At 69.1% G+C, this 23897-nt stretch carries 23 protein-coding genes and 1 tRNA gene; 10 read left to right on the plus strand and 14 right to left on the minus strand.

Annotation, left to right across the window (positions count from 1 at the left end; genetic code table 11):
• The 5 genes from KLK06_RS20605 (at position 1) to KLK06_RS20625 (ending at position 3958) form a co-directional block, all read left to right on the plus strand.
• The gene (locus tag KLK06_RS20605; protein ID WP_214637159.1) at positions 1–855 is read left to right on the plus strand and encodes a carbohydrate ABC transporter permease; all 855 of its coding nucleotides are present in this window, start codon (positions 1–3) and stop codon (positions 853–855) included.
• Between the two features lie 9 nt (positions 856–864).
• Entirely contained in the window at positions 865–1140 is a 276-nt protein-coding gene (locus KLK06_RS20610) for a 4a-hydroxytetrahydrobiopterin dehydratase (RefSeq protein WP_214637160.1), read from the plus strand.
• 72 nt (positions 1141–1212) lie between these two features.
• Positions 1213–2001, plus strand: a complete 789-nt coding sequence (locus tag KLK06_RS20615; protein ID WP_214637161.1) for a hypothetical protein — start codon at positions 1213–1215, stop codon at positions 1999–2001.
• Positions 2002–2531: 530 nt separating this feature from the next.
• Positions 2532–3632, plus strand: coding sequence for a low temperature requirement protein A (locus KLK06_RS20620; protein WP_214637162.1), 1101 nt, complete (start codon positions 2532–2534; stop codon positions 3630–3632).
• On the plus strand, positions 3629–3958 hold the full coding sequence (locus KLK06_RS20625; protein ID WP_214637163.1) for a nuclear transport factor 2 family protein: 330 nt from the start codon (positions 3629–3631) through the stop codon (positions 3956–3958). Before KLK06_RS20620 ends, KLK06_RS20625 begins: the two co-directional genes overlap by 4 nt.
• A gap of 217 nt (positions 3959–4175) precedes the next feature.
• Here KLK06_RS20625 and KLK06_RS20630 read toward each other — a convergent pair whose 3' ends face one another.
• Complete coding sequence (locus KLK06_RS20630) at positions 4176–4733, minus strand: hypothetical protein (RefSeq protein ID WP_214637164.1); 558 nt, start codon at positions 4731–4733, stop codon at positions 4176–4178.
• Positions 4730–5284, minus strand: a complete 555-nt coding sequence (locus KLK06_RS20635; protein WP_214637165.1) for a MarR family winged helix-turn-helix transcriptional regulator — start codon at positions 5282–5284, stop codon at positions 4730–4732. The genes KLK06_RS20630 and KLK06_RS20635 overlap by 4 nt, the downstream gene beginning before the upstream one ends.
• Before the next feature lie 355 nt (positions 5285–5639).
• On the opposite strand from KLK06_RS20635, the gene KLK06_RS20640 reads away from it, so the two are divergent.
• Entirely contained in the window at positions 5640–5879 is a 240-nt protein-coding gene (locus KLK06_RS20640) for a hypothetical protein (protein ID WP_214637166.1), read from the plus strand.
• 80 nt (positions 5880–5959) lie between these two features.
• Here the strand turns inward: KLK06_RS20640 and KLK06_RS20645 are convergent, their stop codons facing one another.
• The 3 genes from KLK06_RS20645 to KLK06_RS20655 form a co-directional block, all read right to left on the minus strand.
• Complete coding sequence (locus tag KLK06_RS20645) at positions 5960–6919, minus strand: pirin family protein (protein WP_214637167.1); 960 nt, start codon at positions 6917–6919, stop codon at positions 5960–5962.
• Positions 6920–7057: 138 nt separating this feature from the next.
• Positions 7058–8473 (minus strand): serine hydrolase, encoded by a 1416-nt coding sequence (locus KLK06_RS20650; RefSeq protein ID WP_214637168.1) that lies wholly within the window; start codon positions 8471–8473, stop codon positions 7058–7060.
• A gap of 143 nt (positions 8474–8616) precedes the next feature.
• Positions 8617–9462, minus strand: coding sequence for a fused MFS/spermidine synthase (locus tag KLK06_RS20655; protein WP_308168359.1), 846 nt, complete (start codon positions 9460–9462; stop codon positions 8617–8619).
• Positions 9463–9558: 96 nt separating this feature from the next.
• On the opposite strand from KLK06_RS20655, the gene KLK06_RS20660 reads away from it, so the two are divergent.
• The 4 genes from KLK06_RS20660 to lat all read left to right on the plus strand — a co-directional run bounded on the left by KLK06_RS20660 (position 9559) and on the right by lat (position 13773).
• Positions 9559–11034 (plus strand): penicillin-binding transpeptidase domain-containing protein, encoded by a 1476-nt coding sequence (locus KLK06_RS20660; protein WP_214637169.1) that lies wholly within the window; start codon positions 9559–9561, stop codon positions 11032–11034.
• 54 nt (positions 11035–11088) lie between these two features.
• Positions 11089–11736, plus strand: coding sequence for a hemolysin III family protein (locus KLK06_RS20665; protein WP_214637170.1), 648 nt, complete (start codon positions 11089–11091; stop codon positions 11734–11736).
• A 156-nt stretch (positions 11737–11892) separates the two neighbouring features.
• Positions 11893–12426, plus strand: coding sequence for an HdeD family acid-resistance protein (locus tag KLK06_RS20670; RefSeq protein WP_214637171.1), 534 nt, complete (start codon positions 11893–11895; stop codon positions 12424–12426).
• Between the two features lie 75 nt (positions 12427–12501).
• A complete protein-coding gene (gene lat / locus KLK06_RS20675; protein WP_214637172.1) occupies positions 12502–13773 on the plus strand; it encodes an L-lysine 6-transaminase in 1272 nt (423 codons plus the stop codon).
• Between the two features lie 170 nt (positions 13774–13943).
• Here lat and KLK06_RS20680 read toward each other — a convergent pair whose 3' ends face one another.
• The 9 genes from KLK06_RS20680 to KLK06_RS20720 all read right to left on the minus strand — a co-directional run bounded on the left by KLK06_RS20680 (position 13944) and on the right by KLK06_RS20720 (position 23876).
• Positions 13944–14717, minus strand: a complete 774-nt coding sequence (locus KLK06_RS20680) for a helix-turn-helix transcriptional regulator (RefSeq protein ID WP_308168360.1) — start codon at positions 14715–14717, stop codon at positions 13944–13946.
• A 544-nt stretch (positions 14718–15261) separates the two neighbouring features.
• Positions 15262–15489, minus strand: coding sequence for a response regulator transcription factor (locus tag KLK06_RS20685; protein ID WP_214637173.1), 228 nt, complete (start codon positions 15487–15489; stop codon positions 15262–15264).
• A 154-nt stretch (positions 15490–15643) separates the two neighbouring features.
• Positions 15644–15719: transfer RNA gene (locus tag KLK06_RS20690), tRNA-His, on the minus strand.
• Between the two features lie 66 nt (positions 15720–15785).
• Positions 15786–16379 carry an oligoribonuclease gene (orn, locus tag KLK06_RS20695; RefSeq protein WP_214637174.1) on the minus strand — a complete coding sequence of 198 codons (594 nt, stop codon included), beginning with the start codon at positions 16377–16379 and terminating at the stop codon, positions 15786–15788.
• A 70-nt stretch (positions 16380–16449) separates the two neighbouring features.
• Entirely contained in the window at positions 16450–17565 is a 1116-nt protein-coding gene (locus KLK06_RS20700) for a DUF2510 domain-containing protein (protein ID WP_214637175.1), read from the minus strand.
• A gap of 49 nt (positions 17566–17614) precedes the next feature.
• A complete protein-coding gene (locus KLK06_RS20705) occupies positions 17615–18961 on the minus strand; it encodes a hypothetical protein (protein WP_214637176.1) in 1347 nt (448 codons plus the stop codon).
• A gap of 161 nt (positions 18962–19122) precedes the next feature.
• Positions 19123–20610 (minus strand): serine/threonine-protein kinase, encoded by a 1488-nt coding sequence (locus KLK06_RS20710; RefSeq protein ID WP_250905733.1) that lies wholly within the window; start codon positions 20608–20610, stop codon positions 19123–19125.
• Positions 20611–20721: 111 nt separating this feature from the next.
• Positions 20722–23151: a serine/threonine-protein kinase gene (locus KLK06_RS20715; protein WP_214637177.1), complete on the minus strand. Its 2430-nt coding sequence runs from the start codon at positions 23149–23151 to the stop codon at positions 20722–20724.
• Positions 23152–23237: 86 nt separating this feature from the next.
• On the minus strand, positions 23238–23876 hold the full coding sequence (locus tag KLK06_RS20720) for a pyridoxamine 5'-phosphate oxidase family protein (protein WP_214637178.1): 639 nt from the start codon (positions 23874–23876) through the stop codon (positions 23238–23240).
• Between the last annotated feature and the right edge of the window lie 21 nt (positions 23877–23897).

The following is a 23897-nucleotide window of genomic DNA, read 5'->3' on the forward strand; positions in this document are numbered from 1 at the left end:
ATGGCCATGCCTCGTCCGGCCAGACCGCGGCCCAGCATGCTCGGCGGCCTTTCGCATGTGGCGCTCTTCATCTGGGCGCTGCTGATCATCCTGCCGCTGCTCTGGACGTTCCTCGCGTCCTTCAAGAACAACACGGAGATCTTCGGGGACGCGCTTCAACTGCCCGGCCAGTTGCGGCTCGACGCCTGGGGGCGGGCCTGGGACAAGGCCCACGTGGGGCAGTACATGCTCAACACCGTCATCGTCGTATTTTTCAGCACGTTGGGGACGATGCTGTTCGGCTCGATGGCGGCGTATGTCCTGGCGCGCTACCAGTTTTTCGGCAATAAGGTGATTTATTACCTCTTTGTGGCCGGGATGGCGTTTCCGATCTTCCTGGCGCTGGGGCCGCTGTTCTTCGTCGTCCTCCAGCTCGGCCTGCTGAACTCTCACGTCGGGCTCATCCTGGTCTACATCGCGTACTCGCTGCCGTTCACGGTCTTCTTCTTGGCCGCATTTTTCCGTACATTGCCGGATGCCGTGGCCGAGGCGGCAGCGATCGACGGCGCCTCCCACACGCGCACGTTCTTCCAGATCATGCTCCCCATGGCCAAGCCCGGCCTGATCAGCATCACCATCTTCAACGTGCTCGGCCAGTGGAACCAGTACCTGCTGCCCCTGGTCCTCCTCACCGACGACAAGGACAAGTGGGTCATCACCCAGGGCATCGCCGACATCTCCACCATCGCCGGCTACGAGGCCGACTGGCCGAGCCTGTTCGCCGCCCTCTGCATGGCGATCATCCCCGTGATGATCGTCTACATCATCTTCCAACGCCAGATCCAGTCCGGGCTCGGCGCGGGGACGCTGAAGTAACGTGAGCGTATGGACGTCGACAGCAAGCTCAACGACCTGCCCGAATGGCGTAGAGAAGGCAACGAGATCCGGCGCACGATCACCGCGCCCGACTTCCCCACGGCCATCCGGATCGTCGACGAGATCGCGGTCCAGGCCGAAGAGCTGAACCACCATCCCGACATCGACATCCGGTGGCGCAAACTCCACCTCGCGCTGACCACCCACGACAAAGGGGGCCTCACGGAGAACGACTTCACCCTGGCCGGCCTGATCGACGGGATCGCCGCCAAACACGGTGCGTAGCTAGTCGGTTACTCGCTAGAGTGGTGGCCCCGTGAGCCTGGCCCAGGCTCGTCACCGCTTCCGGGGGTTCCCATGCGCCTGCCCACACCCGCCACCGCACCGAGGATGCCCGCATCCGTCCGCCTGCCCGGCCGGTCACCGCGCCCCGGATACCCTGGCTTCGTCGTCGAAGAGAAGTCGGCCGCACACGGGCCCGTCCGCGTTCCCGGTCAGCCGCTTCGCGCCGGATATCCCGGCTTCGTCGTCGTAGAGAAGTCCGCCGATCTGGGCGGCGCCGCGCGTGAGTCCGTCCGGGGGCCCGGTCGGCTGAGGGCGCGCGTGTCAGCGTTGATGCTGGTCCTCGCGGTCGCGGGGTGCGCGCAGAGCCCGTCCGATCCAGCGGCTGACAAGGATGCCGCCCACAGCGCCAGCCCCAGCGTCGTTTCGGCGCCCACCTCGCTCACGGGCGCGGGGGAGTTCAAGCGACACGCCACGGCGGCCATCGTCTACAACCGCAAGTTGGTGCCCAAGGGTGCCCAGGCGAGCCTGACCGCCGAGTCCACCGGCGGCAAGACGGTGACCTCGCTGGTGGTGGAAGGGCTGCTGCCCGACCATCGGTATGGCGCCCACCTCCACGTCGCGCCCTGCGGGACCCGTCCCGGTGACGCGGGCGCGCACTTCCAGCACATAGCCGGTCGGGCTGACGCCTCAAGCGAGGTGTGGCTGGACCTGAAGACGGACGACTCCGGCGCCGGGCGCGCCACCGCCCACCACGACTGGCCGCTGACGGGCGCCATGCCCCGATCCCTGGTCCTCCACGCCACCGCCACCGCCCCATCCGACCCGCCCGCCCCGCGCATCGCCTGCCTCACCCTTAGCTAAGTGCTCGTTGCTTTGAAGAGCAGTTTTCCTTTACGGCCGGCATGGGCCAGCCCCACCCGCCACACGTGGCCGGGCTCCCTCCAGGGGCACGCTCCTCCGGTTTACGTGGCTGGGCGCCGTGACGTGCGCACTCTTGGCCGATCCCGTGGTCATTCGTAGGCCACTTCCGTGGTGGTTCGTAGGCCACATCCGGGGCGGTTTGTAGGCCGCTTCCGTGGTGGTTCGTAAGCCACATCCGTCGTGGTTCGTAGCCCGCTTCCACCACACTTCGTTGGCCGATGCCGTGGGTGTTTGAGGCCCGGTTCTGCGGCCCGGTTCCGTAGGTCGTTTCGTGGGACGATAGCGTCGCCGTTCGTCGGCCGTTTCGGGGTCATCCGCAGGAAGTGGCTTGCCCATTCGCCCAGCCCGAGCGCGGTCGGTGATCATCGACCTGTGGCCACAGCGTTCCCCATCCCCAGCTGGGCCCATTAACCCGTACACAACAGACCTCCAGGGCGGCATAATTACACGATTACACGTGGGAGGTACGGGTGGGTAGGAGCTGGCAGCCGCCTCGGTTACGGCTGTTCGAGGGGGTGCAGCGGCGGGCCACCTGGCTGGAGTTGCTGTATGACCTGGTGTTCGTCGTGGCCGTGGCCGAGTTGGCCGATGTGCTGGCCGAAGGGACCGAGGTCGGGCAGGTTTTAGCGTTCGTCGGGTTGTTCGTTCCCGTCTGGTGGGCCTGGGCGGGATATGTGTTCTACGCGAACCGATTTGACACCGACGACGTGAGCCATCGCCTACTCGTACTGCCCCAAATCCTGGCCATCGCGACGATGGCCGCGAGCGTGGGCGAAATCGGGGAGCGGTCCGCGTTGTTCGCGCTCTCCTACGTGGCCGTGCGGGTTTTGCTGATCGTGGCCTACCTGCGGGCGGGGCGGCACGTGCCCGAAGGGCGGCCGCTGACCAGCCGTTATGTGGCCGGGTTCACGGTGTCGGCGGTCATCTGGGTGGCGTCGCTGGCCGTCGAGCCGCCACAGCGCTATGTGCTGTGGGGCGTCGCCATGGTGATCGATCTCGCCACACCGCTGCTGGCGCGGCGGCACCAGGGCGCACTGCCGCCGCAGAGTGAACACCTGCCTGAGCGGTTCGGGCTGTTCGTGGTAATCGTGCTGGGCGAGGTCGTCGCCGCGGTGGTGGTCGGGTTGAAGGGGCAGGCGGTCACGCCGGTCACGCTGCTGATCGCCCTCGCGGGCATCGCGATCGCCATGGCCTTCTGGTGGCTGTACTTCGGCCACATCGACGAGTCCGTGGTATTGCGTACTCAGATGGCGGGTCAGGTCTGGGTCTACTCCCATCTGCCGCTGTCGCTGGGGTTGATCGCGTTCGGCATCGGGATCGAGCACGCGATCGCCCATCCCGGCACGGGCTGGGCCGTCGGCGTACCCGCCGCGGTGGTGTTCGTCACCCTCGGGCTCCAGCACCTGTGCTCCAACGACCGGCTCGCCGCCGGCGTCCGCTTGGCGGCCGGCGCGCTCACGCTGGTCACGTCCGCGCTCCCGGCCGCGCTGGCGCTCCCCTTGATTCTCTTGTACGGCGCGGCGCAGGTCGCCTACGACCTTCGCCGGCCCCTGCCCGGAGGAGAGGCATGACTCTCATGGACTTGTTCGACCGCCAGCTGGCCGCGATCGCGGACCGAGACCTGGAGGCCCTGCTGGCGCAGTATCACGACGACGCCATGGTCGTCCGCTTGGACCGTGTGGCCAGGGGACCCGCCGAGATCCGCGAGCTGTTCACCGGGTACCTGGCCGCCAAGCCGGAGGTGGTCGAGGTCACGTCGCTCCAGGTGGTGGACGACGTCGTCTTCTACTGCGCCCTCATGACCATCGCCGGCAACAAGGTCACCACGTTCGGCACGCTGGTGATCAGGGACGGCAAGATCTGGCGCCAGACCGCCGCCGCCCTGCCATCGACGTGACCACCCGCCGCTGACCACCTGTGGCCGGCCACCCGCAGCCGGCCGCGCACATCCGACTACGGGCAGTCGGCCGCGCACAGTCGGCCACGGGCGGCCGACCGCTCAGGCCCGGCTACGTCCGTAGCGGGCTGACCGTGCACAGCCCACGATGGGTGGCCGACCGCGCACAGCCAGCCCACTATGGGCAGCTGACCGCGCACAGGCCGTCAGCTCGGCCTCAGCCCATCAGTTGTCTCATCGGCTGCCAAGGTGTGGCGTCGAAGATCAGTAGGATTGAGACGATCCGGCCGTCGACGAGCTTGAAATGCTCGGCCGTGCGCTGGGTGCCCACCGGTGTGGCGGTGTGGACGTCGTAGACGAGCGTCGCCTCCGACTCGCCGTACAGTTCGCTGATGAGGTCGACCCCGGTGACCACCTGGACGAAGCCGACGATCCCGGCCAGGTGGCCGGCGGCGTCGTCAGAGGTCATGAGCGGGCTCCGGAAGCTGAACCCGTCGCCGATGAGGGCGGCGGCGGTGGTCACATCGCCCCGGAACCGCGCCTCGTGGTAACCCCGCACGACGTCACGCGTCCGCCGCTCGCCATGCGTCAGACTTTCGCCCCGCAGCTCGCCGTACGCCGGGTTCTCGCCCGGCACGGCATCACGTGTCCGGCTCTCGTCGTGCGTCCGACTTCGGCCCTGCAGTTCGCCGTGCGCCCGGTTCTCGGTCTGCGCGGCATCACGCGTCAGGCTTTCGTCGTGCAGGTCGTCACGCGCCTGGCTCTCGCTGGTCAAGAGGCACCTTCCAAGTACTGGGCCAGCCGGTGCTGGTTGTCGGCCACCCGGAGGCAGAGGTGCCGGAACCGGGTCAATTCATCGGTGGTGAAATCCCGGAACATCGCCGCCATCGCCCGCTGCGACGGCTCGCTGAACGCCTTGATCCATTCCCGTCCCTCGGCAGTGATCTGGGCCAGCACGGAACGCCGATCCCGCTGGTCAGGGACCCGCCGCACCAGCCCCTCCCGCTCCAGGGTGTCGACCAAACCGGTCACGTTCCGCGAGCTGACACCGGCGGACTGGGCCAGATCCCCGATGCTCACCCCGTCCTCGTCGGAGGCGCCGAGCCGCATCAGCAGGTCCATCGCCCCGGAGCTCAACCCCCTGCCCTGGCTGCCGTGGGCGCGCATCCGTTCGATGGCGTGGAAGGCGGTGCGGACGGCGGCCGCGGCCTCCAACGCGGCGGTGTCGCCTCCGCCGGTGAACTGCCGCATGGCGGCCCTGGTCTCGGGATCGAAGAGGCTTCCGTCGGGATCACTGTCGAACTCTGATTTATGTACGTCCTTCATGATGAGTTAGTACATTAGTACGTACTTCACGACTTGTCGACCAAGCGGAGCCACGGATCGCGAGGCTCTGAGGTGGTCCGCGCCCGGGCCAGGCCGTTGATCATGAGGCCGGCCGTCAGTGGCGCGGCGAGAATCGGCTCGGACTTTTCATGAACTTTGCCGCGAATGCCGTCGTCTTTTCCTACGGAAATGACAGCGACAGGGGGCATAGTGAGAAAGCTGCTACTCGTCACCGCCATCGCCGGACTCGCGCTCGCCACCATGGGCACCGCTGCCGCTTCGGCGGCCGTCCAGGCGAATCCCCGTGCGTATCTGACCCGATAGGCACGGGAATGCGCTCGCCGACGCCGAATTGGTGGGCCGCAACAAGATCATCGTCTGTGACCGCAGCACCGACCACCGCTACGCGATGGCCAAGGTCAGGTACCAAGGGCACACCTACCAGTACGTCAACGCCTACAAGAACCAGGACTGCGTCGAGCAGACGACCAGGCGCATGCCGCACGGCAAGATCGAACTATGGGCCTGCGTGAGCAAGCCGTACAAGGTGAAATTCGACTACTGCGGGGCGAAGAAGACAGTAGTCCGCCCGTAAAGGAATTGCCCATTCAGCACGATGGGCCGCCGTTAATTACGGCGGCCCACCATTGTGCTGTCATTTCCGCTGCCGGACAATCAGGCGGCGGGAATGGATCCCAGGCGCCCCGCCTGATAGTCCTCGAAAGCCTGGGCCAGCTCGGCGCGGGTGTTCATGACGAACGGACCGTAATGGGCCACCGGCTCGCCGATCGGCCGGCCGCCCAGGACGATGACCTCCATCGTGTCCTTCGCCGACAGGGTGATCGTCTCGCCCGCCGTGGCCAGGCCGGGACGGTCGCCGAAGCCGTCGAACACGGCCAACTGCCCGCTGGCCAGCGGGCGCCGCTCGGCGCCGACCGTGCCGCGTCCCGACAGGACGTAGGCGAGCGCGTTGAAGTCGCTGCGCCACGGCATCGTCAGCCGCGCGCCCGGGCTGATCGTGGCGTGCAGCAGGGTGATGGGTGTCTGGGTGCTGCCGGGGCCGGCGTTCCCGGCCAGGTCGCCCGCGATGAGGCGAACCAGGGCGCCGCCGTCGTGGCTGCTGAGCAGTGCGACGCTGGAGCTTCCGATGTCCTGGTATCTCGGCGCGATCATCTTCTTGGCGCCCGGCAGGTTCACCCATAGCTGGATGCCGTGGAACAGGCCGCCCTTCTGCACCAGCCACTCCGGCGGCGCTTCCTTGTGCAGGATGCCGGCGCCGGCGGTCATCCACTGGGTGTCACCGTTCGTGATCGTGCCACCGCCCCCGTTGGAGTCGAGGTGCTCCATCACACCGTCGATCATGTAGGTGACGGTCTCGAAGCCGCGATGCGGGTGCCACGGGGTGCCCTTGGGCTCGCCGGCCGCGTAATCGACCTCTCCCATCTGATCCATCATCACGAACGGGTCGAGGTACTCCGGCTTGATCGCGGCGAGGGCGCGGCGGACCGGGAAGCCCTCACCCTCGAAGCCGCTCGGCGCGGTCTCGACGGCGAGCACCTTGCGGCCCTGCGTCCCGGCGACCGGCTCTGGCAGGCGCGGGAGGGTGAGCGGGTTCTCTACGGTGACGGCGGGCATGTCGGGCTCCCTTCGGCGGAATCTGCTCTGCTCAACCAAGTTTAGATTTCAACTATTCCAGGATCCGCCTCTCCCGCGCAGCCGGCGACGTGATCACAACCGGCTGCGGGTGGATCCGCCACAGCCGCAGGGGCCGGGTCAGGACGTCTTGAGCAGCGTGAACGCACCCCGCGCCAGCGCGACGAGCTCCTCGTAGACCTGGTCCTCGTTGAGAGCGGCGGACGGGTCGGAGGCCATGGCCGTGACCACGAAGGTGCGTCCGGACGGCGTGCGGGCCAGGTAACTCAGGTCGAGCACGCCCGGTTCGGAGCCGCCCTTGTACCAGACCGTCGGCCACTCCTTGGCGGGCAGCTTGATCCCGCCCGTGTTCTGCGACATCACCTCGCCGATCCGCCTGTCACGGCTCTTCGCCAGCTCCGCGTACGCGCGGCAGATGTCGGCGGGGGAGCCGAACCACTCCACCGAGTCCAGCTCGCGCGGCACGGCCCACGGGGTGACGCTGGACAGCGGGAGCTTGTCGACGACCTCCGACAGGTAGGCCCGCCGCCCGGCCGTGTCGCGTGACAGGTACTCCTTGGCGTGCCGCGGGTAATCGGCGCCCTTGAGCACGAACAGCTCCCTGGTGCTCAGGAACGGGGTGTTCCGCTTCACCTGGCCGTGCCAGGAACGTACGGTGTGCTCGACCGACGTCCGGCCGGCCTGGTGGAGCAGCAGGTCCGCGCCCGTGTTGTCGCTGATGGCGATCATCAGCTTGGCCGCCTCCAGCACCGGCACCTGGCTGTTGTCGGGACGGTCCTGGAGCCGGCCGCTCGGCAGGCTCTTCAGCTCGGGTGTGATCGTCATCGCGGTGTCCCAGGAGAACCTGCCCTGCTCGATCTTCTTGGCGACGGCCCCCAGGACGTACAGCTTGAACATCGAGCCGAGCGGGCGCGCCTGGCCGCCGGCGACGGCGTGGGCCGGGCGGCAGGTGCCGTCGGCCTTCACCTCGGCGGCGAGGAAGCCCGCCTGGGCCGCCGCCTTGCGTGCCCGCCGGTCCAGCTCGTCCCAGCTCGTGGGCGAGGGCTGAGGAGCCGCCGGTACGGTGAACAGCGCGGAGTTGATCTTGCCGGTGGCGTCCACCGAGAGCGTCAGCTTGAGCGTCTGGGTGCCGACCAGCACGTGGGCGATCAGAGCGGTGGGCGCGGCTCCGAGGATCTTCTCCAGCCGGATCCCGCGTAGCGAGGCCAGGATCTCATTGAACTTGGCCGCCGGCACCTGCTCCAGGAACACCGGGGCGAGGTGCTCGGCCAGCTCGCCCTGCCCGATCGGCGCCCTGGCAGGGGCGTCGAGCAGCCAGCGCAACTGCTGCCCGACGGGCGTGCCGGGAATCTCCACGGGCGACGCGGTGGGCACCGGAAGTGATTGTGGAACGTTCCAATCGAAGGAGCCGGCAAGAGACATGGTGAGCGGCCTCGTTGTGGCACTGTTCGTGGTGGCCACTCCCGCGCACGCGGTGAGCGACACGGTCATGGCGGCCGCCGCGACGGCAAGGGCCGGTTTCGACGGGGAGAACATGGCAGCTCCTTCGACTCGGACTCAGGCGCGGGCCCGGACTCGGCGGAACACGTGCCCCCGGCCAACCGGCCCCGTCCTACATACCGCACCCGGTGAGTCGTCGTCCTCGCATCCGCGGAGTTGCCGTTGGCCGAGCGCGGGGCTCAGCCGAAGACGGCGGGGGGCGGCACCGGGGCCAGCACCGCGTCGCCGTCCTTGATCGGGTAGGCGCCCGCGACGAAGTTCGTCAGCGCCTCCCCGTGCACGCACCTGGCCTGGGTGAGGCCACCGGCCGCGCGGCGGGTCAGCAGGCCGATCGGCAGCTCCGCCCGCGAGGCGGCGACGATGAGGTTGCCGAAGCGGCGCCCGCGCATGACGCCCGGCTCGGCCAGCAGCGCGACGTGCCGGAACGTGCTCTGCACCGTCGCCACGAGCCGCCTGGCGAAGGCCAGCCCCTTGCCGTCGGCCATGTTGATCAGCAGCGTGCCCGACGGGCGCAGCACTCTGGCGATGTCGCCCATGTACTCCGTCGTGGCCAGCTCGACCGGCATGGTGGCGCCGGAGAAGGCGTCGAGGACCAGCAGGTCGGCCGAGTCGTCCCAGACCTTGGCGGTGCCCTCGCGGCCGCCCTGCACGATCACCTTCAGCCGTGGCACGGACCGCAGGTCGAGCTGCTCGCGGATCAGGTTGACCAGCAGCCCGTCGGGTTCGAGGACGATGTGCCGGGAGCCGGGGCGGGTGGCCGCGACGTAACGCGGGATCGTGCACGCCCCGCCGCCCACGTGGACGCAGGCGAGCGCGCCTTCCGGAAGAAGATCGATGACGTCTGCCATAAGACGTACGTACTCGAATTCCAGATAAGTAGGGTCTTGTAAGTCAACGTACGACTGAGGTACGCCATCCTTGGACAGCACCCAGCCGTCCTGCCTGTCCAGGTCCCGGAGCAGTTCTATCTCGCCGAACGTCACCGGGTAGAGGCCGGGCATCGGCTCCCGCTGTCCTCGTGCCACGCTGATCCCCTCCTGGGAGTAAACCGTATGCGACGACGAAGGCTGATTGTGCTGTTTATCGCCGTTATTGCGGTAGTCGGCGCAGGTGCCTTCGCGATGGTGGCGTCCACCAGGGTCAAGGGCAGTGCCGCGCAGACCTCGGCCGCCTATTTCGCGGCGTGGAAGCGGGGGGACCTGCAGGGCATGGCGGCCCTGGTCTACCAGCCGCCGGCGGACTTCATCGCCCGGCACCGGTCGTTCTCGGAGGATCTGCACGTCGAGGACATCCAGTTGCGGCCCGGGGCCGTGAAGGGCACGGGGGAGACGTCCGCCGAGGTGCCGTTCACCGGGAGCAGGAGGCTGAGCGAGTTCGGGGCGTGGCCGTTCAGCAGTACGTTGCGGCTGGCCGTACGCGACAGGACCTGGAAGGTGCTCTGGGCGCCGGAGACGCTGGATCCCCTGCTCAAGGACGGCGGGACGGTGCGGCTGACCGAGTTCGACGGGCCCGCGGTCCAACTGGTGACCAGCGAGGGGGAGAAGATCCCCAACGACAGCTACGCCGAGTCCTACCTCGCCGAGCTCAAGCCGGAGTTCGACGAGGTGGGAAAGGGGTGGGCGCTGGAGGCGGCGCTGCCGGGACAGCAGGCGCGGCGGCTCATGACCGTCGAGCCCAAGGTGAGCCTGGAGCGCACGACGCTGTCGCGCTCGGTGCAGGCGGCGGCCGCGCGGGCGCTCGACGGGGTGCGGAACGCCTCGATCGTCGCGATCCGGCCCAGCACCGGCGAGGTGCTCGCGGTGGCCGACCGGCTGGAGGACAACTACAGCGCGTTCCGCGACTTCTTCCCGCCCGGGTCCACGTTCAAGACGGTCACGGCGGCGGCGCTGCTGGAGGCGGGCCTGGATCCGGCGGCGGAGGTGGACTGCCCCGGCACGTACACGATCCCGAACTCCAGGACGGTCAAGAACGCGGGCGAGCAGGGGCACGACACCGTGACGTTCGCCGACGCGTTCGCGTACTCCTGCAACACCACGTTCGTGCGTGAGGCCATCGACCGATTATCGGCTGACAATCTGGTCGAGACCGCCGCGAAGTGGGGGTTCAACGGCGCCGAGCTGGACACGGGCCTGGGTGGTCACTGCGGCCGGCTGGATCCGCCCGACAGCGTGGACGAGCTGGCGGCAGACTCCTTCGGCCAGGGCTCGGTGGAGGCGACCCCGCTGTGCATGGCGATGGTCGCGGCGGCGGTCGAGAGCGGCTCACTGCGCGTGCCGCGCATCCTGTCGAAGGCCGCCGTGGAACGGATCGACGGCCCGCCCGCCAAACCGGTCGAACTCGACGAGGGGACGGTCACGGCGCTGCGCGACATGATGGCCGCCGTCGTCGACCACGGTACGGCCGCTGCCGCCGGGCTTCCGGCGGGCGTGTCCGGCAAGACGGGGACGGCCGAGGCGGGGACGGGCGAGGCGGCACGGGAGCACGGCTGGTTCATCGGATACCGCGATGACCTGGCCTTCAGCGTCTTCGTACGGGACGGCGGCTCGGGCCGGAGCGCCGCGCTGCCGGTCGCGGCCCGCTTCCTGAACGGGCTATAACCTCCGGTAGGCCGCGTTGAGCGGTTCACCGTAACCTACGGTACCGTAAGTTACATGACGACCATCTCCGCGAAGCCGAGGCTGAGAGGCTGGTTGCACGCAGGAGCGTTGCCCGTGACACTGGTCGCCGGGTTCGCGCTCGTGGCGCTCGGTCCCACCCTGCAGGCCCGTCTCGCCTCCGCGATCTACGCGATCACCTCGGGCCTGCTCTTCGGCATCTCGGCCACCTACCACCGTGGCACGCTCGGCCCGCGCCTGGCCGAGGTGCTGCGCCGCTTCGACCACGCGAACATCTACCTGATCATCGCCGGCACCTACACCCCCTTCGCGCTGCTCGCGCTCGACGGGGCCGCCCGTGTGGCCGTCCTGGCGATCATCTGGGGTGGCGCGCTGTCCGGGGTGCTCTTCCGGGTGTTCTGGATGGGCGCGCCGCGCTGGCTCTACACGCTCCTCTACCTGGCGCTCGGCTGGACCGCGATCTTCGTGATGCCGCAGTTGCTCGAAGGCGCGGGCGTGGTGGCCGTCGTGCTGGTCGCCGTCGGCGGCGCCTTCTACACCGCCGGAGCCATCGTGTACGGGCTGCGCCGCCCGGATCCGTCACCCGGCTGGTTCGGCTACCACGAGGTGTTCCACGCGTTCACGGTGGCCGCCTATGTGGTGCAGTACATCGCGGTGTCGATCGTGGTCTACTCGCAGGTGTAGGGGCCCTGGTGTGCGGCGGGGTTCAGGAGTAATGATGGATAAAGGCTGCTCAGGTGGCTGATTTCGCCCGAGCGGCACGGAATGGTCGGCGGCAGGTTACCGACTTTTGACCGCGCGGTGGTCTGCTTTCGTGATCGATCGGGAGAACAGACCAACATGGAGCAAATCGCACACACCTGGTGGCTCGTCCTCATTCGCGGCATTCTCGCGGTGATCTTCGGCATCCTGGCGCTGATCTGGCCCGCGATCACGCTGTACGTACTCGTGATCTTCTTCGGGGCGTACGCGATCGTCAGCGGGATCTTCTCGCTGTTCGCCGCGTTCCGGCACGACGTCAAGTCCCGTGCCTGGCTCGTCATCTCCGGAATCATCGGGATCCTCGCGGGAATCGTGGCGTTCGTCTGGCCAGGGATCACGTCGCTGGCACTGCTCTTCGTGATCGCCTTCTGGGCGATCTTCGGTGGAGTGTCGGAGATCTTCGCCGGCATCCAGATGCGCAAGGTGATCGAAGACGAATGGATGCTCATCATCGGCGGCATCCTGTCCGTGATCTTCGGCGTCCTGCTGCTCATCTGGCCCGGCGCGGGCGCGCTCACCTTGGTCTGGCTGGTCGGCATCTTCGCCATCCTGTACGGCATCACGATGATCGTGCTGTCGTTCCGGGTGAAGAAGCTTGCGCCTACAGCCTGAAGCCCGGAAATTTTCCGCATATAACGGGCTTGGGCAGGGAAACGTATGCCATGTCTGGTTCAACGTGGAGGAGACATGGACGTACACGACCGCCTTGCCCGCCATCTGCTCGTCGACGGTTACCGGCTTGTGCTCGATCTGGAGCGCAGCCAAGGCTCCTGGCTCGTCGACGCCCGAAACGGCCGCCGATACCTTGACTTCTACACGTTCTTCGCGAGTGCGCCCCTCGGCGTGAACCCGCCCTTCGAGCCGGAGTTCGTCCGGCTCCTTGGCGAGGTCGCCCGCAACAAGCCCGCCAATCCCGACATGTACACCGCACACCTCGCGGACTTCGTCGACACCTTCGCCCGTGTCCTCGGCGACCCCGAGCTGCCCCACCTGTTCTTCGTCGAGGGTGGTGCACTGGCCGTCGAGAACGCGCTCAAGACCGCCTTCGACTGGAAGAGCCGCCGCAACGAGGCGGCGGGCCGCTCCCGCGACCTCGGCACCCAGGTCATGCACCTGACCAAGGCATTCCACGGCCGCACCGGCTACACGTTGAGCCTGACCAATACCGAACCGGGCAAGACCGACCGTTTCCCCCAGTTCCGCTGGCCGCGCATCGACGTACCCGCCATACACCTCGGAGAGGTCGAGGCCGCCGAGCAGCACGCGCTCGCCCAGGCACGCGCCGCCTTCGAGGCGCACCCGCACGACATCGCCTGCTTCATCGCCGAGCCCATCCAGGGCGAGGGCGGCGACAACCACATGCGCCCGCAGTTCCTGCAGGCCATGCAGCATCTGTGTCACGAGTACGACGCGCTGTTCATCCTGGACGAGGTGCAGACGGGCGGCGGCACCACGGGCACCGCCTGGGCCTACCAGCAGCTCGGCCTGGCGCCGGACATCGTGGCCTTCGCGAAGAAGGTCCAGGTGGGCGGCATCATGGCCGGCCGCCGCGTGGACCTGGTCCCCGACAACGTCTTCCAGGTCAGCGGCCGGATCAACTCGACCTGGGGCGGCGGCCTGGTGGACATGGTCCGCTCACGCGGCATCCTGGAGATCGTCGAACGCGACGGCCTCATCCCGCGCGCCGCCACCCTCGGCACACTCCTCGTCGAGCGCCTCACCAAACTGCAGGCGGAGCACCCGGACCTGGTCTCCAACCCCCGGGGCCGCGGCTTGATGTGCGCGTTCGACCTGCCCGACAGAGCCGCGCGCGACGCGCTGGTCGCGCGGCTGCGGGACGAGGCGGGCGTGCTGGTCCTGGCCTGCGGCCCGCGCTCGGTCCGGCTCAGGCCCGCGCTCAACATCCCCGAATCCGACCTCGACCACGGCCTCATGGCCATCTCGGCGGCCCTCCGCTGACGGCACGGGCTCAAGCGGACGGTTTTCGCACTCTGGGGGACACGTCCTCCTGACCGCGTACGCCCAGCCCCTGACCGCGATGACGTCCACGCGGCCACCCGCCACCTGACCCGGCGCTGTGCAAGTGTTGATACGGCGAGGCGATGGAGATGGGCGGGTGCCCGCGGCGTCTAGTCACGGTGGTGGCGGGACTGGAGGAATGCCGCTGTGGCCGCGTCGGCGGGCAGGAAGGCCTCCAGCTTGAGCTCGGCCAGCGTGACGTCCACCGCGGTGGCGAACGAGGTGAGCGTGGTCAGCAACCGCAGCTCGGCATCGCCGGTACGCAACCGCAGCGGCACCGCGAACCCCAGATGGTCGCTCCCCGGCACCGCCTTGGGCACGTAGGACTCCAGCTCGGTGATGAACGCGTCGAGCCGCGGATCCTGGCTGCGGAGGAGATCAGCCCGCAGGCTCTCGGTGATGTGCCGGCCCCAGTCTGCGAGGTTGACGACCCGTTGAGCCATGCCCTTGGGGTGCAGGGCCAGCCGCAACACGTTGATCGGCGGCTCGAGCAGCTCGGCCGCGGCCCCCTCGGTGAGCACATCGAAGGCCGCGTTGGCCGCCACCAGCTCGCCGTAGGGCCGCACCACGACCGCCGGGTAGGGCAGGTGGCCGTCGAGGATGCTGTCCAGAGCCTCGCGTACCGGGCGCAGCATGGCGTCGTCCAGACCTGACTCGGGGAACAGGGGAGCGTAACCGGCCGCCAGCAGCAGACCGTTGCGTTCGCGGAGCGACAGGTCGAGCGACTCGGCCAGGCGTACGACGATGGCCCGACCGGGGCGGGATCGGCCGCGCTCCATGAAGCTCAGATGGCGTTGGGTGGTGCCGGCCCGGTTGGCGAGCTCCAACTGGCTCACCCTCCGGCTGCTACGCCACCGCCGCAGCTCGCTCGCGAATCGTTCCACGCCTCCCTTTCTAGCCCACCCGCGTGACGGAGCACGATTCCCCGCAGGGAATGACGCGGGCTCACGAATGCCCCCGAGACGGTCTCACCGTCTCGTGACGGCGCCCAACCACCTCCACCGGAGGAGCGTCCCCCTGGAGAGAGCCCAGCCCCGTGTGGCGGGTGGGGGTGCCCCATGCCGGCCGTAAAAGAAGGACACCCCAACACACGTCGAGAACCTTCGGCACGCCCGAGGTCCCGACCCACGGAGATCCGGCCCACAAGAGACCTGGCGCACGCGGAGAACGGCCGCGAGAGGCCCGGCATACGAGATGGTCCGGCGCGGGAGACGACGCGACACGCGGAGGCCCGGCGCGCCAGATGGTCGGCAGGCGCGGGAAACCGGTGAGTGCCCCGCACACAAGATGGCCGGCCCACGAAAAGGCCCCGCACGAAGGGTCTCGCACGCAGGGAGACCCGCTGGGGCCTCGCGCGAGAGGCGCGAGAGGGCTCGGCGCGCGAGAACGCCCGCGTGCGCGGTGATCCGCCGCGATCAGAACGCCGGATCAGGACGGGGGACGCGACTGCCAGAGGCCGATCGCCGTGACGCGCGAGTCGACGCCGAGTTTGGCGTAGATGCGGTTGACGTGGTTCTTGACCGTTTTCTCGCTGAGAAACAGCCGTTGCGCGATCTGCCCATTCGACTGCCCAGTCGCGATCAGATCCATGACCTCGGTTTCGCGCTTGCTCAAGGACGTGAACACGCTATCGAACGCTGCGTCTTCGACTCTCATCCGGCCTCCGGGGGCGCGCAGACGGTCAGATCGCCGAGGCCCCCGCGCATCCGGCGTAAGCGGTAGACAGCGAGCATAACTCGCATTGTCATGTTTTGGGGACGTTGTCGTAGAAAACGACAAACGGCCGGTCCCGAAGGACCGGCCGCGTGCATGGGGTGAGTGAAGGGACTTGAACCCTCGACATCCAGGACCACAACCTGGCGCTCTACCAGCTGAGCTACACCCACCATGAACCGCCGACGTGGCGGCACAGGAAAAGTGTAGCGGTCTTCGGGAGTCTTTACGCCACTCAATTAGCCCGTGACACGCTCGGCCACCGCTCTGGCGGTGGCCGAATCGGGACCCGGCTGGCCGACGAAGATGGCTGCCCGGTAGTAGCGGAGCTCCCTGATGCTCTCCGTGATGTCGGCCAGCGCGCGGTGTCCGCCCTGCTTCTCCGGGGCCGCGAAGTAGACCCGGGGGTACCAGCGGCGGACCAGCTCCTTGATCGATGACACGTCGATCATCCGGTAATGCAGATAGCCGTCCACCGCGGGCATGTCGCGCGAGATGAACGTGCGGTCGGTGCCGATGGAGTTGCCGCAGAGCGGCGCCTTCTTCGGCTCGGGGATGTGGCGGCGGATGTAGTCGAGCACGAGCGACTCCGCCTCCGCCAGCGTCACCCCGCCCGCCATCTCGGGCAGCAGGCCCGAGGCGGTGTGCATCTCGCGGACCACCTGCGACATCTGCTCCAGCGACTCGGGCGGCGGCTTGATGACCACGTCGACGCCCTCGTCCAGCTGATTGAGCTCGCTGTCGGTGATGATGCACGCCACCTCGACGAGCGCATCGCGACCCAGGTCGAGCCCGGTCATCTCGCAGTCGATCCAGACCAGCAAGTCACTCATTCGATCTCCTCGCCCAAGCGGCTCGGAGTCATCCGCCCGCCTGAATACCCCATCAGCCTAGTGCCACCGGTTATGCGGGCTTGAGCGAGCTGAGAACCTGATTGACCACGTCGGTGCCCAGATTGTCCGGAACTGACGTGTATAGGAGGGCCGGAGGCTGGCCCTGGCCGCGATCGATCAGCACGATCGCGCCGTTTTCCTTGTTCCACTTGTAACCTTTGGCCTTCGACTCCTTCGAGAAGTCGAGCTCGAACTGGAGGACCCAGGCGTCCTTGCCGCCGATCTTGAGCGCCTTGTCCTGGATGATCTTGTTGGTGTGCGTGATCGGGTAGTACTGGGCGAAGTCCACGAACACCGACTTGGCCGTGTTGCTCAGCCCCTTCGTCCCCGTGTAGGGGTAGAGCGGGTTGAGCAGGCCGGTGAAGACGTTGCCGTTCCAGTTGTCCTTGCCGTTGTACTTCTCCTGCGAGATCGCCTCCACGCCGCTCGACCAGGCCTGCTGGCGCGGGTCGGTGCCGTTGATGGAGCTGGACTCGGGCACCTTCCAGCCGTCGGGCACCTGGTAGGACAGGCCCGCCTGCGGGTCGGAGATGCGGCCGTCCTGCGGCTGTGGCAGCTCTGCGGGGGCCTGCGACGGCGGCTCGGTGGTCTGCCCCTGCTCCGGCGACTGCTCGGTCTCACTGGGCGTCGGGGACGCGGCGAGGGTGCCGTCGGTGTTGCGGTTCACGAAGAAGATCCCGGCCACCACGATCAGGCCGACCACCACGAGCGCCGCCAGCCCGCCGAACACCCACGGCAACGGGTTGCTCTCCTTCGGCGGCGGACCGTAACCGGGCCCGGGCAGCGGGGTGTCGCCCCATCGATTCTGGCCGGGCGGGCTGTAGGAGGGCTGGCCGAACGCCGGCTGCTCCTGGGTGGGCTGCGCATACGCCGGCTGGCTCTGGGCGGGTTGCCCGTACGCGGACTGCCCGTATGTCGGCTGGCCGAACTGCTGCGTCGGGTTCGCCGGCGTGGCGGACCAGTCGGGACTCGACTGCTGCTGCGGTCCGGAAGGCGGTTGCTGTTGCGGTGGCGTCCCCTGCTCCAGCGGGTGGGTGGCGTCCGTCCACTGGCCGCCGTCCCACCAACGGAGTTGGGGCGATCCGTACGGGTCGGGGTACCAGCCCGCGGGGGTCTGCGTGGTCATGTTCGTCAGCGTAGTAACAACAGCTTTGATATGCATTGCTGGCTCGGCATCAGCACTTATACGTGAAGCTCGCCTTGTCCGTCCTGAGGGGGCCGGGAGACAGCACCCGGAGGGTGGCCGTGGCCTTGACGGTGGTCTTGCCCTTGAGCGTCCACCGGAGCGGCACGCTGTAGGCGGTCTGGCCGGAGGTCGTGTGGAGTGTCTGCTTGACGACCTCCTTGTCCAGGTTCTTGCGCCACTCGTAGGTGATCTCGCCGGCCTCACCGTTCGTGACGATCTTGCCTGTGACGAGGACGGCGCTGTTGCAGCCCTGCGTCTTCTTCGGCGCCACGACGTCGATCGACGCGATCGCCAGATCCGGGGCGGAGCTCAGCTTGAGCCAGGCGACGATCGCCCCGCCCATGATGATCGCGAACACTATCGCCGCGAGGATCGTCCGCCACCGCCGCGCCCGTGCCGCCCTGGACGGCCGGCCGGCGCCGCGCTGGACCGTTCCGACCTGGTCCCGGCCCTCCCGCCAGATCCGTTCGGCCGTGGTGCCGGCCTGCGGCGCCTGCGTGCTCACTCCCGGCCCGAAGTGCACCGGCGCCTGATGAGGGTTGGGGACGGCGAGCAACGTGACGATGTCACCCTCGTCGAGCGGCGGCTGCGCCTCCACGGGCGGATGCGCGAACGCCGACCTGCCGCGGGCCGCCTGCGCCAGCCGGTCGTGCCTGATCGCCCCGCCCGGCAGCGCCGCGGGCTCGGAGAGCACGACGGACTTGGCGGCGCCCAGGCCGTGGGTGGTCGCGATGACCGCGGCCCGCTCGAAGAGGGCGGCCGCCCGCGGAGCGCTCCGCATGACCGAGGCGGCCAGCCCCCGCGCCAGCGACGCCCACGCCGCCGCGTCCCGCTCCGGCAGGGAGATCTGCCCGCGGATGGCGTCGGACAGGCCGCGTTCCGACAGCAGCGCCGCGCCTTCGGCGGTGATGACCACGGTGCCCGGATGCACCGAACCGTGGGTGACCCCGGCCGCGTGCAGCGCCAGGAGGGTCTGCGCCGTCTCCGCCAGTACGGCCGCCGCGCCGCCCGCGTCGATCGGCCCGGCGGTCAGCAGGTCCGACAGCGTCGGGCTGACGGCCTGCGCGGTGAGCAGCCAGACCTGGTCGCCCGCCGCCACGACGTCGGCGACGGGGATCAGCCCGGTCAGCCCGCCCAGGACGAGCCGCTGGTCGGTCAGCACCGTCGCCACGACGCGCTCACGCACGCCGGGCAGTCCGATGATCTTCGGGTCGAACAGCAGGGCTCCAGCCCTGCGCCCGTCGGGAGAGATCGCGTCGATCCAGTTGCCCAGCTCGGTGATCCAGGTGTTCTCGGTGAGCCGGAAGCCGGCGATACCGTGTCTCGGGTTGTCCATCGCCGCTTGCTCCATCGCCGTTTGCCCCCGACGCCTTTCTAGCGCTTGCTCCGGTGTCGTCCCGCCATACGGCGCTTTATCGCAAGTGTGACCGGAAGCGCGCCGGACGTCACCAGCGCGAGCGCCAGGACCGCGCCGTCCTCCCGCGACGGTGTGCCCGTCTATCCGCTGTTTGCCCCGTCCGAAGGGGTCCTCGGCGGCGCGGAACTGGGCTCCGGGGTGCTGAGGGTACGCGTCGGCCTGACGGTCGCGGGCGCGGTCGTGGGCGGCTTCACAGTGGCGGACGTGGCCACCCCCGGCGGGTCGTCGACCTTGCTGGTGACCTCGGGCTCATCCGACTCGGTCGGCGGCGCGGTCGTGGGGGCGGTCTTCGACGGTCTGGGCTTCGGAGTCCTGGTGATCCTCCGGGTCGGCGTGGGCGTCGGCGTCGGCGTCGGTCTGCGGGTGGTGACGGGCGGCGGCGCGGTACTCGTCGAGGTCGTCGGCTCCGGCGTGGTCTCCTCGGCCGTCGGAGTGGGCTCCTCGGAAGGCTCCTCCTCCTCGGACGCGGCGGACGGCGCCGGCTCCGTGGCGGAGGGCGTCACCTGCGAGGTCTGCGCCTGCAGAGCGGGCTCGCCGGACGTCGTCTTCACCAGGACGAGCGCGATGCCGATCAGCAGGCCGGTGCAGGCGGTGCCGATGAGGACCTTCGTGGAGCGCTTGCCGAGCACCTTGCCCGGCTCGGCGAAATGGTTCTCGGCGAGCGAGGTCTGCCCCTCCGCGGGACCCTCCGGCGGGCTGGGGAACAGCACCAGCAGCAGGCCGGACAGCCGCGCCAGGCGGCGCTTGCCGCGCTCCTCCCAGTCGGACCCGTACGCCCGGGCCGCGACCGCTTCGAGCTCCGTCAGGAACGCCTCGGCCGACGATGGGCGATCGACGGGGTTCTTGGCCAGGCCGCGCTCGACCAGGTTCCGCAGCGGCCCGGGCACCTCCTCGATGGGCGGCGGCGAGCTCTGGTGCTGACGGGCCAGCGCCGCGAGGTTGGGCGAGCGAAAGGGGCGGGCGCCGGTCAGGCACTCGAAGAACACGACGGTGGCGGCGTACACGTCGGTCGTGGGCGCGGCGGAGGCGCCCGACCACTGCTCGGGCGCCATGTAGGGCGGGGTGCCGGCGGCGCTCGCGTCCTCGCCGCTCCTGACCGCGATGCCGAAGTCGACGAGCTTGCTGGAGCCGTCGCCCTGGACCATGACGTTCTCGGGCTTGAAGTCGCGGTGCACGACGCCGATCGCGTGGGCCGCGGCCAGACCCTGTAACGAGCCCTTGAGCACCAGCAGCGCGGCCTCCGGGCCCGTGGGGCCCTCCGACCTGAGCAGTTCCCGCAGCGAGACCCCGTTGACGAGCTCCATGACGATGGCCGCGCCCGCGCCGTTCTCGACGTAATCGATCAGGCGGGCGTTGTGCGGGCTGCGCATGGTGCCCAGCAGCCTGGCCTCGTGCCTGAACCGGGCCACGAAGCCGACGTCGGACCGCAACTCCTCGGAGAGGTACTTGACGGCCACCTCCACGCCGTCGTGGTCCCGCCGGGCCAGCACGACCCGGCCGGCGGATCCGGCGCCAAGCTCACGAATCTCGGTATAACCCGGGACCCCCCACTGACCATCGTCGTACATGCGGTCTCCTCTGAAGTCCTCTGGGCCCCCACGCTCATCAGACGGACCGTAGCTTAACCAGACGTAACCGCTTTCTCACGGGTTATCTCCAGACAAGTCTGAATCTGGAGGTCAGCCGATGGTTCCGGAATCATCGGACGGCGGGGACTTGGTGTCGGGGGCCGGGCTGTCCGGGGTGTCCGGGGTCTTCGGCTCGTCGGTCTCGGTGTCGTCCTTCGGCGGGTCCTTCCGCGGCTCCTCCTCCTCGCAGGCCGCCGTCGTGCCGCCCGAGCTGTCGCCGCCGCTGTCCGCCCTGGGCCGGGTGGCGGCCGTCACGAGCCAGGACGTCTCGCACGGCACCTTGTCGAAGGTGAAGCTGACGGTCCTGGTGTAGGAGGTCTCGCCGGACAGGGTCAGGGCCTCGGTGTGCGCGATCCGGCCGCCGAGGGAGAAGGAGACGCCGAGGCGTACCGGCTGGTCGTTGCCGGTGGTCACCGAGACGACGGCGGTGGCCGTGCCGCGTGGGCTGAGCGAGGCCCGCACGATCGACACCTTCCGTACGCTCGGCGGGCAGGTCACCCTGGTCCGGGCGGTGGCCGTCCGGTCGCCCGCGCGGACCACCACGGAGACGGTGGAGTCGCACGGGCGCGACCTGAAGGCGTGGGTGAACGTCCGCGAGTAGGCCGTCTGGCCGGACAGGGTGGCCGAGCGGGTGGCGACCTGGTCGCCGTTCAGCGCGAACGCGGCCTGCACGGGGACCTCGGCGGTGCCGCTGGTGGTCACCCTGACCTGGGCCTGAGCCGTACGACCCGGCGAGGTGGCCAGGTTGAGCGACACCCGCAGGCCCGTCACCCGGGTGGGACAGGGCGGCACGTTCACCGTGGCGGTCCGCGCCCCGCCGGGAGCGGCGGGGGAGGTGGTGACGGTCAGCGTGACGCTCTTGCCGCACGGGCGCTCGTCCATGGTGTAGCTGAGCGAGCGGTCATAGGACCGGCCGCCGTTCAGCCGCAGGGTCTGGCTGTGGACGGGGGCGCCGGCCACGGACCAGGCGGCGGTCGCGGTGACCGGTCCCGTGCCGGTGGTGAGGACGGAGAGCGAGGAGCCGGCCACGTTGTCGTCGTCGACCGTCAGCCCGCCGAGCGTGAGTCCCGCGACCGAGGTCACCGGGGCCGGCGTCACCGTAGGCGTGGTCACGGTGACGACGGGCGTCGGCGTGATGGTCTTGGGCGGCTTGGGGGTTTTGGTAGGAGTCGGCTTGGCAGTCTTGGTGACCTTGGGCGTGGGCTTGGCGCTCTTGGTGACCTTGGGCGTCGGGGTGGGCGCGGGCTTGGTGGTCGGTGGCGTGGTGGCCGCCACGGGCTCGGCGGTCTCCGGCTCGGGGCTGTGGGACGGCACGGCCAGCGGGGACGGATCACCGCCGCTGGGCAGCTCGGCAGGGGGCTCCTGACTCACCGCGACCGGCGTGGCCGGCGGGGCCTGCTCGGCCGGTCCCTGCGACTGCGTGGGCCCCACCAGGGCCACGTCTATGGGCGTCGTCCCCCGGTCGCGGCTCGACAGCGCGACGATCACCACGATGGTCGCGACCGCGACCAGCCCCACGCCCGTGCCCAGCCGCACGGAGTTCCGCTTGGCCGTACGGAGCGTCGTGCGGAAGACGGTCTGCGCCAGCGAGGTCGTGACCTGGGCGGGAGGCGTCTGCGGCACGGGCAGGAGCAGGGCGAGCAGGGCCACCAGCCCGGCCAGCCGCCGCCTGCCGCGCTCCTCCCAGTCCTCGCCGTACGCGGCCCGCGCCACCGCCTCCAGCTCGATGACGAACGCGTCGGCGCTGACGGGCCGGGCGGCCGGGTCCTTGGCCAGCCCGCGGGTGATCAGCTCGCGTACCGGCTCGGGGGCGTCGTGGACCGGGATCGGCGCGTGCATGTGCTGGTAACCGAGCACGCTCGGCTCGGTCGACCGGTACGGCCGGTGCCCGGTCAGGCACTCGAAGAACACCGCCGTCGCCGCGTACACGTCGGTGGCGGGCGAGGCGGGCATGTTCTCCCACAGCTCGGGCGCCATGTACGGGGGCGTGCCCTCGGGACGCGAGGCGGTCCCCTGGTGGACGGCGATGCCGAAGTCGACCAGCTTGCTGGCCCCGTCCTCGCGGACGATCACGTTCTCGGGCTTGTAGTCCTTGTGCACCAGGCCGTGCGAGTGCGCCCTGGCCAGGCCGAGCAGCGAGCCCTTGAGCACGACCAGGGCCGCCTCCGGTCCCGTCGTCCCGTGCTCGCGCAGCAGCGCCCGCAGGGACACGCCGTTGACCAGCTCCATCACGATGGCCGCGCCGTAGCCGTCCTGGATGTACTCCCACAGGGTGGCGATGTGCTGGTCGCGCAGCGTGGTCAGCAGCCGCGCCTCCGACTGGAACCGGGCAAGGGCCACCGGGTCACGTCGTAACCTCTCGGAGAGGTATTTGATCGCGACCTTGACGCCCGTCTCATCGTGCACCGCCAGCACGACCCGGCCGCTGCCGCCCGCCCCGAGCTGCTTGATCTCCGTGTATCCAGGAGCGTTCCACTCCATCGCCATCCCCCATCAGGAGTCGGGCCCACCTGATGAGACGCGTGATCAAGGAGAGAAGTTTGCCAGGTGGTTCCTGATTTATGGAACTACTCCCGGCCGCTGATGTGAACAGGTACGTCCATACCTTCTGGGAGTGCCGGATCCGGCACGGGCTCGCCCCAGGACGTCACCAGCGGCAACACCCCCGCCCAGACGGGCAGCGCGTAGTCGTCCTCCTCGTCCATGGGCCCGCCGCGCCGCATCTTCACCGACGCCTCTTCGAGCGACAGGGCCAGCACGGCGGTCGCGGCCAGCTCCTTGGGCGACGGCTTCCTGACGTAGTCCCACTGGCCGGGCGCGAGCTGCTCGGACAGGACGCGGAGCCCGGTCAGCCGCTCCTCCGGGTCCGTCAGCAGCCGGGCGTGGCCGTAGATGATCGCGGAGCGGTAGTTGACGGAGTGGTGGAAGATCGACCGGGCCAGCACGATGCCGTCGACGTGGGTGACGGTGACGCACACCTCCGCGCCGCTGCCCGCGCGCAGCGACCGCGCACCGGTGGAGCCGTGCAGGTAGAGGGTCTCGCCCAGGCGTCCGTATCCGGTGGGCACCACCATGGGGTGGCCGTCGACCACCACACCCAGATGGCAGAACAGGCCGGTGTCGAGCACCTCGTACAGGTCGTTCCGGTCGCTGCTGCCACGGTTCTTCTCGCGGCCGAGCGTCGTGCGGGGTGTGGTGGAGAGCATGTGGCCACGGTAATGAGAAAG

The organism is Nonomuraea sp. NEAU-A123, assembly GCF_018603905.1.
GTDB lineage: Bacteria > Actinomycetota > Actinomycetes > Streptosporangiales > Streptosporangiaceae > Nonomuraea.